Origin of the sequence: Collinsella aerofaciens, assembly GCF_015670745.1 — a bacterium.
GTDB lineage: Bacteria > Actinomycetota > Coriobacteriia > Coriobacteriales > Coriobacteriaceae > Collinsella > Collinsella aerofaciens_T.
Genome location: NZ_JADPCH010000007.1, coordinates 78,326 through 90,255, shown reverse-complemented (window position 1 = coordinate 90,255; position 11,930 = coordinate 78,326). Strand labels below are relative to the sequence as shown.

General features: G+C 61.6%; 8 protein-coding genes and 1 pseudogene. 6 read left to right on the top strand and 3 right to left on the bottom strand.

Annotated elements, in window-relative coordinates; genetic code table 11:
* Positions 1-150 precede the first annotated feature (150 nt).
* Positions 151-792, bottom strand: coding sequence for a GNAT family N-acetyltransferase (locus I4W07_RS04070; RefSeq protein ID WP_196025689.1), 642 nt, complete (start codon positions 790-792; stop codon positions 151-153).
* A gap of 277 nt (positions 793-1,069) precedes the next feature.
* On the opposite strand from I4W07_RS04070, the gene purH reads away from it, so the two are divergent.
* The 4 genes and pseudogenes from purH to I4W07_RS04050 all read left to right on the top strand — a co-directional run bounded on the left by purH (position 1,070) and on the right by I4W07_RS04050 (position 5,393).
* Positions 1,070-2,677 (top strand): bifunctional phosphoribosylaminoimidazolecarboxamide formyltransferase/IMP cyclohydrolase, encoded by a 1,608-nt coding sequence (gene purH / locus I4W07_RS04065; RefSeq protein ID WP_196025688.1) that lies wholly within the window; start codon positions 1,070-1,072, stop codon positions 2,675-2,677.
* 81 nt (positions 2,678-2,758) lie between these two features.
* On the top strand, positions 2,759-3,490 hold the full coding sequence (locus tag I4W07_RS04060; protein ID WP_196025687.1) for a hypothetical protein: 732 nt from the start codon (positions 2,759-2,761) through the stop codon (positions 3,488-3,490).
* Positions 3,491-3,669: 179 nt separating this feature from the next.
* A pseudogene (locus I4W07_RS04055) lies at positions 3,670-4,340 on the top strand (response regulator transcription factor).
* 9 nt (positions 4,341-4,349) lie between these two features.
* Entirely contained in the window at positions 4,350-5,393 is a 1,044-nt protein-coding gene (locus I4W07_RS04050) for a sensor histidine kinase (protein WP_138374528.1), read from the top strand.
* A gap of 330 nt (positions 5,394-5,723) precedes the next feature.
* Here I4W07_RS04050 and I4W07_RS04045 read toward each other — a convergent pair whose 3' ends face one another.
* On the bottom strand, positions 5,724-6,161 hold the full coding sequence (locus I4W07_RS04045) for a universal stress protein (RefSeq protein ID WP_196025686.1): 438 nt from the start codon (positions 6,159-6,161) through the stop codon (positions 5,724-5,726).
* A gap of 248 nt (positions 6,162-6,409) precedes the next feature.
* Here I4W07_RS04045 and I4W07_RS04040 point away from each other — a divergent pair, with 248 nt between their 5' ends.
* Positions 6,410-7,384: an undecaprenyl-diphosphate phosphatase gene (locus tag I4W07_RS04040; RefSeq protein ID WP_196025685.1), complete on the top strand. Its 975-nt coding sequence runs from the start codon at positions 6,410-6,412 to the stop codon at positions 7,382-7,384.
* A 413-nt stretch (positions 7,385-7,797) separates the two neighbouring features.
* Positions 7,798-10,698, top strand: a complete 2,901-nt coding sequence (locus I4W07_RS04035; RefSeq protein ID WP_196025684.1) for an ATP-dependent helicase — start codon at positions 7,798-7,800, stop codon at positions 10,696-10,698.
* Positions 10,699-10,976: 278 nt separating this feature from the next.
* On the opposite strand, the gene I4W07_RS04030 is transcribed toward I4W07_RS04035, so the two are convergent.
* Complete coding sequence (locus tag I4W07_RS04030) at positions 10,977-11,909, bottom strand: type I phosphomannose isomerase catalytic subunit (protein ID WP_412766513.1); 933 nt, start codon at positions 11,907-11,909, stop codon at positions 10,977-10,979.
* Positions 11,910-11,930 lie beyond the last annotated feature (21 nt).

Here is an 11,930-nt window from a genome sequence, read left to right as displayed (position 1 = left end):
CGATATACGCCGTGATGCGCGACCGGGTGCCCTACCGGGAGTAGCCCCGACGGTTGACAAAACTATAGGAACACCCAACGACTAGGTGCGGTTGCTGCCAAGGAGTGTCCCGGGGTGCCGGCACAAAAGGAACGTCCCTAACTGCCGGGTTTAGGCTGTTAGGTCGAGTTCGTAGAGGAAGCTTTCGCGCGGCATTTCGTGACGGCGCTCTTCGCGGTTGGCGCGGTGCGTGGCCGTGCGCTTAAAGCCGTGCAGTTCGTAGAACTTCCACGAGCAGTTGGAGTCGGTGTACAGGTGCGCCCTCGTCGCCCCGCGCGAGGACAGGTACGAGACTGCGGCGTCGAGCAACACCGAGCCAACGCCCAGGCCATGGACGTCGCGATCTACGGCAAGCAGCGTGACCTCGTTGTCGTGTGGTAACGGGCTGCTTTCGAGCAGGCGGTTGTTGGTTCGGATGGTTGCGCGCACAAACGAGAGATACTCGGCGCAGGCATCGGGCTCCAGCTCGCGCATTTGCGATAGCAGTGCGCGTTCGGTATCCAGCCAATGTTCCTTAACGGTGGCGCCGGAGCTCTGTCCCGCACGCGCGAGCGCAATGCCGCGCGCCTGACCGTCGATTACGGCAACCTGCGAAAACGTCGAAGACGAAAGGCAATAGGCGAGGTCGCACGCGGCCTCGAGGCGGTTGTACTCATCGTTATCCGAATTGTTATGCCAAAGCTGCTGCAGAATCAACGCGATGGCGTCGAAGTCTTCGGTATCAAACGGTCGGTAGAGAACCCGCGAGACCATGGTGCCTCTTTCTTTTGCGGATGCATATCGAGCACAGTTCTACCACGCTATTGGCATCTAATTATGGTGCCCCTGTGTTCCATGAACTCACCGTGCCCGGTGCCGTGCCCATCCCCTCCGCTCGCAAACTTTTTCTGCATATGCGCCCGTTGCGGGGTGCATCGATGCGCTCGATGCGCTACATTGAATCAGTATTTTCAATGCCGCTGCGCGAGCGCTGCAGATCGACGTATCACCGGCTCACAGAGCACGGCGGCGTACCAGACAGGAGGACTGCATGGGATCTGATGTGAAGATCGCACGCGCGTTGATCTCGGTTACCGATAAGACGGGCGTCGTCGATTTCGCACGGACGCTGGTCGATGACTTTGGCGTCGAGATCATCTCTACGGGCGGCACGGCTCGTGCCATCGAGGACGCGGGCGTCCCCGTAACCCCCATCGAGGAGTTCACGGGCTATCCCGAGATGATGGACGGCCGCGTTAAGACCCTGCACCCCAAGGTCCACGGCGCGCTGCTGGCCCGCCGCGATTCCGAGCAGCACATGCAGGAGGCTGCTCAGCACGGCATTAAGCTGATCGACCTGGTCGTCGTCAACCTGTACGAGTTCGAGAAGACCGTCGCCAACCCCGAGGTCACCTTCGCGGACGCCATCGAGCACATCGACATCGGTGGCCCCTCCATGCTGCGCTCTGCCGCCAAGAACGCCGCGAGCGTTACCGTCATCTCCGACCCGGCCGACTATGATGCCGTCCTGGCCGAGATGCGCGAGACCGGTGGCTGCACCACGCTTTCCACCCGTCGTCGCCTGCAGGTGAAGGTCTACCAGACCACCGCCGCCTACGACACGGCTATCTCCCGTTGGCTTGCCGCCCAGGCAAGCGACGTGGCGGACACCTCTGCCAAGCTCGAGATCTCGCTGGAGAAGGTCGACGACCTGCGCTATGGCGAGAACCCGCAGCAAAAGGCCACGGTCTATCGCTTTGCCGAGGGCTGCGAGAATACCGCGAGCTCGCAGTTCCCGCTCGTGGGCTCCGAGCAGATCCAGGGCAAGCCGCTCAGCTACAACAACTATCTGGATGCCGACGCCGCTTGGAACCTGGTCCGCGAGTTCGACGAGCCGGCCTGCGTGATCCTCAAGCATCAGAACCCCTGCGGCTCCGCCGTGGCCGAGGACATCACGGCCGCCTACGACCGCGCCTTCGCCTGCGATCCCAAGAGCGCCTTCGGCGGCATCATCGCCTGCAACCGCGAGGTTCCCTATGAGCTGGTTGAGCACTTTGCCGATCAGAACAAGCAGTTCGTCGAGGTTATCATCGCTCCGAGCTACACTGCCGAGGCGCTCGAGCGCATGGCCAAGCGCCCCAACCTGCGCGTGCTGGCCACCGGCGGCGTGGACCACGGCGCCCAGGTGGAGCTGCGCTCCGTCGACGGCGGCATGCTGGTGCAGGAGGTCGACCACGTGACCGAGGATCCTGCGACCTTTACGTTCCCCACCGACCGCAAGCCCACCGACGCCGAGATGGCCGAGCTCGAGTTTGCCTGGAAGGTCTGCAAGGGCGTCAAGTCCAACGCCATCCTGGTCTCCAAGGGTAAGGCCGGCATTGGCATGGGCCCGGGTCAGCCCAACCGCGTTGACTCTGCACTGCTTGCCTGCGAGCGCGCCGAGGACTTCTGCGAGCGCGAGGGCGTGGAGAAGGGCGGCTTTGCCTGTGCAAGCGACGCGTTCTTCCCGTTCCGCGACAACGTCGACGTGCTTGCTGCACACGGCGTGACCTGCATCATCCAGCCCGGCGGCTCCAAGCGCGACGACGAAAGCATCCAGGCCTGCAACGAGCACAATATTGCTATGGTCTTTACCGGCGCCCGCCACTTCCGCCACTAAGTTCCGCCTTGGGACAAAATAATCTCCGCAAAAGACGGCTGCTCCGTTTGGAGGGCCGTCTTTTTGGTATAAGAGGACGGAATGACTAACACGAAAGGTATGACCATGCCCCAGATTGATGATGCCGAGCTGTTTGGCAATGCCGAGGATCAGCGTGCGTACGAGGACTTTTGCGCCAATCAGGAGGCGGTCGAGAAGTTTACGCTCGACAAGCCCGCGCTTATCTGCCGTTGGCGCATGTCCAACAAAAAGGTACCCATGCTCAACCGTCACATCCGCGCGCTGTCTGAGCGCCTGGTGCAGGGCGAGCCACTCACCCATAACATGCTCAGCTGGGCCAAACAGCACGTTGAGTGGTCGCTTGCCGAGGGCGATTACACCGCACGCGACGGCGTGCTCATGCTGGTGATCGACATCAACGGCAACGCCGCCATGACGGTGGGGGAGTACGAGCCGCTCGCCGATACGTCGGCCAAGGCGCTGCGTGCCCGTTCCGCAGAGGCCCGCTCCGAGGCCGACGAAACCGGCGTGGCGCCCGAGCTGCTCGCCGCCGTCAACAACGGCGAGCTCGCCTTTGTGGTGCCAGCGGACGAGTGTCTGTGTGGCACGGCGACGCTCATCGAGCAGCTGGCCCAGACCAAGGGAATCCCGGTCACGCGCGTAGACATTCCCGCGCAGCTCAAGGGTGCGCTGTTCCTAGTGAGCGACGAGCACGGCGTGGTCCCCGCGACCGAGACGAACGCCGCCGAGGCCGACGCCGCCACGGTCGCCTTCTTCGCCGAAGGCTACGAAAAGCTCCGTGCCCGCCGCTAAATGATTTTTCTGGGACGGGGATTAAAGAATCATTTTGGTCCCCGCCGCCGCTGCGAGTGCGAGGCGGACAAAACGCCCCCGCTCGCGAACAGTTCTGTCACCTTGGTACCGCGCGCGGTGCGCACCTGCAGTTTCGCAGCCATAATGGTGGCAAGACAACCAAGAGGGGAGCGAAATCCATGGCGCTGATTTATGTCGTTGAGGACGACGAGCCCATTCGTCGTGAGCTTGTCGACATCCTTGCCCGCGCCGGGTTTGAAATCGAGGCCTGCGAATCGTTTGAGCATGTCTCGCGCGATATTCTCGCCGCCGCGCCCGACCTGGTGCTGCTCGATCTCACACTCCCTGTCAAAGACGGCCAGCACATCTGCCATGAGGTCCGTCGCGAATCCGAGGTCCCCATCATCGTTCTCACGTCGCGCACGACCGAGATCGACGAGGTCATGGCCATGACGCTCGGCGCGGACGACTTTGTTCCCAAGCCCTATAGCGCGCGCGTGCTTGTGGCGCGCATCAACGCACTGCTGCGTCGCACCGCGGCGGCGGGCGAGCGCAGCACGCTCGTCCACAAGGGACTGGAGCTCGACCTCGCACGCTCCATGGTCACCAACACGCAAACGGGCACCAGCACCGAGCTCACCAAAAACGAGCTGCGTATCCTCTCGCTGCTTCTGAGCCGCGCGGGCAAGATCGCTTCGCGCTCGGCTATCATGCAGGACCTGTGGGACTCCGACGCCTTCGTGGACGACAATACGCTCACTGTCAACATCAACCGCCTGCGCACCACGCTCGAAAAAATCGGCATCAAAGGGTATTGACTACGCATCGCGGCCAAGGCTATTCGGTCTAGGGGCCGGCTATGTCGTTTGGCAAGTTCTTTAAAGATGCGCTGCTTCCCGTCGCCGTGTGGACGTGCGGCGTGCTGCTGAGCTGCTTTGTGCTGACGGTCGCCGGTGCACCCGTTTCTATTGTGGTCGTGGCGGTCGGCGTTTCCTTTATCTTTGGTATGCTCGGCATCGTGGTCGAGTACGCGCGTCGCCGCCGTTTTCTGCGTCAGCTGGAGCGCGCGGCAGAGGAGCTCGAGAGCCCCGCATGGGTGCAGGAGATGGTGCAATGCCCGACCTATGCCGAGGGCGAGCTCGAGTACGAGGTCTTGCGCCGGGTGGGCAAAGCCGCTTGCGACGAGGTTGCCGAAGGCCGGCGTCAGACCGATGACTATCGCGACTATATCGAGAGCTGGGTCCACGAGGCCAAACTGCCCCTGGCGGCGGCTCATCTGATTTTGGAAAACCTGGATGGCAGCGAAGACGACCTGTCGCGCGTGGATGACCTGGGCCGTGAGCTGGCTCGCGTGGAGCGCTATATCGACCAGGCGCTGTACTACGCGCGCTCGGAAGTCGTGGAGCGCGACTACCTGATTCGCCGTTGGGATCTCAAGACCTTGGTGACGGGCGCGATTAAGGCCAACGCGCGTGAGCTCATCGCGGCGCACGTGGCCCCGGTGTGCGAGAACCTCGACTTCGAGGTCTTTACCGACGAGAAGTGGCTCGAGTTTATTCTGGGCCAGCTTATTCAGAACAGTATTAAATATGCGCGCGAGGACGGCGCGAAGATCGTGTTTTCGGGCGCGTTGCTGGACGAGGGCCTGGCGAGCGAACGCATCGAGCTCACTGTCGCGGACAACGGCTGCGGCGTGAGCGCGGCCGACCTGCCGCGCGTGTTCGAGAAGGGCTTTACCGGCGACAACGGCCGCACCACCAAGCGCGCAACGGGCATCGGCCTCTACCTGGTGGCGCGCCTGTGCTCCAAGATGGGCATCGACGTCACCGCAGCATCGGAGCCCGGCGAAGGCTTTGTCGTCACGTTTGCCTTCTCAACCAACAAGTTCCAATATTTCGAGTAGGCGGGCCGTCTTGCGGTGCGGGCGGCTATGTTCCCGAACGTGAACTTAGCTAAGGCAATTGGCGCCATGTTCCTGAACGTGAACACAACTATGGGGCTCAAATGAATCTCCCATAACAAAAACGTGCCGCCCCAAACAAAACGTGCCGCCCCAAACAAAACGTGCCGCCCCAAACGGGGCGGCACGCCATCTTTTATCAGCCAACTCGCTGAAGTACGGTGACGAAGGCGCAAGGCCGGGAGGGGTTATCTAAGCCGACATCCCGCAGCCGCGAAGCGGCGAGGACGTCGGCGTGATAACCCCGCAGGCCTTGCGCCGGCGGGAAGGAACCTACTTCACGACCAGAATGTCGCAATCGGTGTTGCGCAGCAGGAACGTCGAGATGGAGCCCAGCAGCGCGTACTTGATCGAGGACAGGCCGCGGGCACCGCAGAGCACCAAGTCGGGCTTGACCACGTCGAGCATCTCGTCTTTGAGCGTCTCACGAATGCGGCCGGCGCGAATCATGACCTCGACCTCGGGAATGTTGGGGTTGGCCTTGACCTCCTCGAGCTGCTTGGAAATAGAATTCTTAAAGGCCTCCTCCAGGCCGTTGACCAGATCGACCGGATAGGAACCGGCGCTCTCGAGTGCCGTGGAATCGATAACGTGGCCGATGATCAGCTTAGCGCCGTTGTTCGCGGCGACCTTGATGGCGCGTGCGAGCACAAAATCCTGCTGCTCAGTACCGTCGAGTGAAACAAATACCTTGGCATAGCCCTCGTTCATGGTTTCCTCCTTGGTCTATCGCACGGGCGCGGGGCTCGTGCGTCGGGCGGGCGCGGGCGCGTTGGCCGCCGGACACTTTATCTTGTTGCAGTTATACCCAAGGATTTCGGTTTGACCGCTCGCAATTCTGTGAACGGGCGAGTTTTTTGGTAAGGGTAGGCGCAGGCGCGTCGCCAACGGTTGATAATGGGACATCGCCCGCACCGTCCGCAGAACAATATCGGCGGGTGTCTAACGAGGGGGTCCCTTTGGATATCATCGAGCTTCTAAAATCTGCCTTCATGGGCCTGGTCGAGGGCATCACCGAATGGCTGCCTGTTTCGTCGACCGGTCACATGATCTTGGTGGACGAGTTCGTCAAGATGAACGTGAGCGAGACGTTCTGGAATATGTTCCTGGTCGTGATTCAGCTTGGCGCCATTTTGGCCGTCTGCGTCCTGTTCTTCCGTGAGCTCAACCCGTTCTCGCCCAGCAAGGGCAAGGAGGGCCGTCGCGACACCTGGGTGCTGTGGGGCAAGATTGTGCTCGGCTGCATTCCCGCCGCGGCGATCGGTCTGCCGCTCAACGACTGGATGGAGGAGCATTTCTACAATGCTCCCGTCGTGGCGCTGGCGCTCATTGTGTACGGCGTACTGTTTATCGTGATTGAGAACTGGCGCGCGAGCAAGCGCGAGGAAATGGCCGTTGCCGGTTCGTTTGGTTCGCGTGCTGTGGTGGCGGGCGGACGTCCCGCCGGTGCGCACTTTGCCGCGCCCGCGGCAGATATTGCCGAGGACGATGACGAGGATTTGGACTTTGGTTCTATTGCCACGCTTGAGGACCTGAGCTGGAAGACTGCGCTGGGTATCGGTTGCTTCCAGGTGCTCTCGCTGGTGCCGGGTACGTCGCGCTCTGGTTCCACCATCATCGGCGGTCTTTTGCTGGGCTGCACGCGCTCGGTGGCGTCTAAATTTACGTTCTTTCTGGCCATTCCCGTTATGTTTGGCGCGAGTGCGCTCAAGCTGGTCAAGTACTTCGTTAAGGGCGGTACCTTCGGCACCAACGAGATTGCTATCTTGGGCGTGGGCTGCGTCGTGGCCTTTGTGGTGTCGCTCATCGCCATCAAGTGGCTTATGGGCTTTGTTCGTCGTCACGACTTTAAATGCTTCGGTGTCTACCGCATCATCCTGGGCATCGTAGTGCTCGTGTACTTCTTCGTTCTGGAGCCCATGCTCGGTCTCTAGCCTGCCAATTGGGGACGGGGTAGAAATGGCAGAAATGTTACCCCTCCAGCTCTTGACTTTTTGATTGTGAGTCTTTGCCAAATCGAAGCCACTGCTGCCATCCGGGCTTATGAAATGTTGCGGTGAAATAGGGACTAAATGGCCTTACTAAAGGGGTCGACAGTTCCTCGTTCACCGCAATTTTTTGGTGCATCGGGGTCAGGTTACTTTGCGCCAACTTGGTGCAGGCTAACCTGATTCCCTTGCGCCAATTGGATGGCCTGTCCGTACCACTGTATTGTCAAGCGTTGTTTCTACCGTTTCTACCCCGTCCCCAAATGGCTGGCGGTGTGTCCGCGCGGCTCGGTATACTGGTACGGTTCAAACTATGGCGCTGCCCGCAGGCGCGCCGTCCGTCAGATGAGGAGTCGCCCATGACCCAGCCCCTGCCCTGGGAAAAGAACACTGCTGCGCCCGTGCCGCCCGCGCCGGAACCCGTGCCGCTCGATGCATACACTGCCCCCGCTGCGCCGGAGCCCGAGCTCGTCCCGCTCGACATCTACGATGCTCCCGCACCGGCACCCAAGCCCGCTAAGCCGCTTGTCGACATCGACAGTCTTAACCCCGCCCAGCGCGAAGCGGTCCTGACGACCGAAGGTCCGTTGCTGGTCCTTGCCGGTGCTGGCTCGGGCAAAACCCGCGTCTTGACCTTCCGCATCGCCCATATGCTCGGCGACCTGGGCGTTAAGCCCTGGCAGATCCTTGCCATCACGTTTACCAACAAGGCCGCGGCCGAGATGCGCGAGCGTCTGGCAGCGCTCATTCCCAGCGGCACCCGCGGCATGTGGGTGTGCACCTTCCATGCCATGTGCGTGCGCATGCTGCGCGAGGATGCCGACCTGCTGGGCTACACCGGTCAGTTCACCATCTACGATGACGATGATTCAAAGCGCATGGTGCGTGACATTATGCAGGCGCTCGGCATCGAGCAAAAGCAATTCCCCATCAACATGATCCGCAGCAAGATCAGCTCGGCCAAAAACGCCATGATCGGCCCCGAGGACATGCTCAAATCCGCCGACAGCCCCAACGACAAAAAGGCCGCACAGGTCTATATGGAGCTGGAGCGCCGCCTGCGCGCCGCCAACGCGATGGACTTCGACGACCTGCTCGTGCGCGCACTCGAGCTGCTACGCACCCGCCCCGAGGTGCTCGACAAGTACCAAGAGCGCTTCCGCTACATTAGCGTCGACGAGTATCAGGACACCAACCACGTCCAGTACGAGATCGCCAACCTGCTGGCCGCCAAGTACCAAAACCTCATGGTCGTAGGCGACGATGACCAGTCCATTTATAGCTGGCGCGGCGCCGACATCACCAACATCCTGGACTTTGAGAAGGACTTTAAAAACTGCAAGACCGTCAAGCTGGAGCAGAACTATCGCTCCACCGGTCACATCCTGAGCGCCGCCAATGCTGTTGTTCGCCACAACTCGCAGCGCAAGGACAAGCGCCTGTTTACGGCCGAGGGCGATGGCGAGAAGATCCAGGCCTTTCAGGCGAACGACGAGCGCGACGAGGGCCGCTGGATTGCCGGCGAGATCGAGAAACTGCATGCCAAAGGCACGAGCTACGACGATATCGCTGTGTTCTATCGCACCAACGCCCAGTCGCGTATCCTCGAAGATATGTTCCTGCGCGCGGGCGTGCCCTACAAAATCGTTGGCGGCACGCGATTCTTCGACCGCGCCGAGATCCGCGACGTCATGGCCTACCTCAAGATGATCGTGAACCCGGCCGACGAGATGAGCGTCAAGCGTGTCATCAACACGCCGCGCCGCGGCATCGGCTCCACTTCGATTCAAAAGATTGAGCAGCTGGCACGCGACAACTGCTGCTCGTTCTTCCAAGCCTGTGAGATCGCGTGCGCCGAGACGGGCATGTTTAGCGCCAAGGTGCGCAACGGCCTGTCGAGCTTTGTGGCGCTGGTGCGCGAGGGCCGGCGCATGGACGGCGAGCTCAAGGACGTCGTCGAGATGATTGTCGACAAGACGGGCCTGCTGCAGGCCTTCCGCGCCGAGGGCACCATGGAGTCCGAGAGTCGCGCCGAGAACATCCAGGAATTCTTGGGCGTCGCTGCCGAGTTTGAGGAGACGCACGAGGATATCGAGGGTACGCTCGAGAGCTTAGAAGAGCTGCGCGCTGCCGGTGTTGCCGATGTGCCTGTCGACGCCGAGCCCGAGCCCGTTGTGGTGAGCGTGCCTGCGCCCGAGCCCGGCCCGTCTGCGCCCACGTCTTCGTTTGAGGCGCTCGTTGGCGCGCGTGACGCCGCGGGTTCCAATCCGCTCGACAGCCTGGCGGCCCCGGCGCTCTCGCCGCAGGATGCCCTGGCTGCCGCTATCGCGGGCAACGCCTATGCCGCGCCGACAGAGCTGCCCGCGGGCGCCGTGCATGCCGACGAGATCGAGCGCACCTACGGCCCACTCACCTGCAAGGCGCTGCCTGCTCTCATGGAGTGGCTGGCCCTGCGCTCCGACTTGGATTCCCTGGCCGGCGAGACGCATGCCATCACCATGATGACCATTCACTCCGCCAAGGGCCTGGAGTTCCCCGCGGTGTTCGTGGCCGGCATGGAGGAAGGCATCTTTCCGCATGTGCACGACTTTGGCGGCAGCGATGACCCGGGCAAGCTCGAGGAGGAGCGTCGCCTGGCCTACGTTGCCATCACGCGTGCCCGTAAGCGCCTGTTCCTGACCTATGCGGCCACGCGTCGCACCTACGGTTCGACCTCTGCCAACCCGCGCTCGCGCTTCCTCAACGAGATTCCGTTTGAGGACATCGAGTTTAGCGGCATCGGTTCTGCCGGTTTTGAGGGCACGGGCTGGGAGAAACGTGGCGACCGCCACGGCACCTTTGGCTCGGGCATGGGTTCGGAAATGTATGGCGGCAAGGTGTTTGGCTCGTATACGCGTTCGACCGGCGGCTCCGGTTCGCGCGGCGGATCGAGCTTCGACGATTTCTTTGGTGGAAGCACCTACGGGACCGAGCGCCATCGTGGGGTGTCGCCCGACGCCGGTCGTGTGGCCTCGACCTTTGGCTCGGGTGCGCCGCGAGCCAAGAAGGCCACGTCCAAGGTGTCGCCGACGGTGGAGCGCAAGGTCGATCGCGCCAGCGCATCGCAGGACTTTTCCGCAGGCGACACCGTGAGCCACAAGACCTTTGGCATGGGTACTGTGATTTCGGTCGTTGGAGACATGATCGAGGTTCAATTTGAAAAGACCGGCCAGACCAAAAAGCTAATGAAGGGCTTTGCTCCGATCGTCAAGCTGTCGTGATCCCGGCGGACCTGGGCGGGCGTATGGGGCAACATCGCCTGCTCGGGCAGTCCTGCTCGCACGGAGAGCACATTAAGTGCTCTCCGGCTCGTGCGGAACTCGCGATCGATGTTGCCCCATACGCCCGTCCAGGTCCTTAGATAACGTTGCTTGCGAACGTCGCTCTGCTCGTCCGCTTTTTTGATCTGGAGAGCCGGGTGGGCTGATATATATGGATAAGGGGCTCCTCCGTTGGTGGACGGGGGAGCCCCTTGTTGCGTTTTGGTTGTTGCTGCGACCTAGAGGTGGCTGATGATCAGTTCCATCTTGCCTTCGAGGTCGATGGAGCTGACGGTGCTCGGGGCCAGCAGGTGGCTTCCCTTGTGGACGGGGTCGCCGCAGACGGTGCCTTCACCGTCGATGACCGACAGGCACATGAAGGGCCAGCGCTGGTCGAGGGTCTTGTTGCCGTCAACACGTACGCGATCGACGGTGTAGCAGGAGTTAGACTCGAGCTCGGTCACGCCGTCCACCTCGGGCGCGGTCACCGTGCCGTCGGTCGGAGCCTGAGCATCAAAGTCGATGCAGTCGAGGCTCTGCTCAATGTGCAGGGGACGCAGCTTGCCGTCGGTGCCAGGGCGGTCGTAGTCATACAGGCGATACGTCACGTCGCTCGACTGCTGCGTCTCCAAAATGAGCGTGCCGGTCTTGATGGCATGCACAGTGCCGGAATCAATCTGGAAAAAGTCGCCCTTGTGGATCGGTAGCACGTTGAGCATGTCGTCCCAGCGACCGTCCTCGATCATCTGTGCGGCCTCGGTGCGGTCTTTAGCACGCTGGCCGACGATGATCGTGGAGCCGGGCTCGCAATCCAGCACGTACCAGCACTCGGTTTTACCCAGGCTGCCGTTCTCGTGCTCGGCGGCGTACTCGTCGTTGGGATGAATCTGGATCGAAAGGTCGTCCTTGGCGTCCAGAATCTTGATGAGCAGCGGGAACTCCTTGCCCTCGCAGTTGCCAAAGAGCTCGCGGTGCTCGGCCCACAGCCACGACAGCGTGTGGCCGGCGTACGGTCCCTCCGCAATCTGGCAGTCGCCGTTGGGATGGGCCGAGATGGCCCAGCACTCACCGATGGGACCCTCGGGAATGTCGTAGCCGAAAACGGTTTCGAGCTGGCGGCCGCCCCAGATCTTCTCGTGGAAGAGCGGCGTCAGCTTAATTAAATCGGACATATTCATACCCCATTGTGTTGC

What these genes read in the sequence shown, in the direction of transcription:
- I4W07_RS04045 (WP_196025686.1), bottom strand. Translation starts at nt 6,161, where the DNA reads ATGAACGAGGGCTATGCCAAGGTATTTGTTTCACTCGACGGTACTGAG.
- I4W07_RS04060 (WP_196025687.1), top strand. Translation starts at nt 2,759, where the DNA reads ATGACTAACACGAAAGGTATGACCATGCCCCAGATTGATGATGCCGAG.
- I4W07_RS04035 (WP_196025684.1), top strand. Translation starts at nt 7,798, where the DNA reads ATGACCCAGCCCCTGCCCTGGGAAAAGAACACTGCTGCGCCCGTGCCG.
- I4W07_RS04050 (WP_138374528.1), top strand. Translation starts at nt 4,350, where the DNA reads ATGTCGTTTGGCAAGTTCTTTAAAGATGCGCTGCTTCCCGTCGCCGTG.
- I4W07_RS04070 (WP_196025689.1), bottom strand. Translation starts at nt 792, where the DNA reads ATGGTCTCGCGGGTTCTCTACCGACCGTTTGATACCGAAGACTTCGAC.
- purH (WP_196025688.1), top strand. Translation starts at nt 1,070, where the DNA reads ATGGGATCTGATGTGAAGATCGCACGCGCGTTGATCTCGGTTACCGAT.
- I4W07_RS04030 (WP_412766513.1), bottom strand. Translation starts at nt 11,909, where the DNA reads ATGTCCGATTTAATTAAGCTGACGCCGCTCTTCCACGAGAAGATCTGG.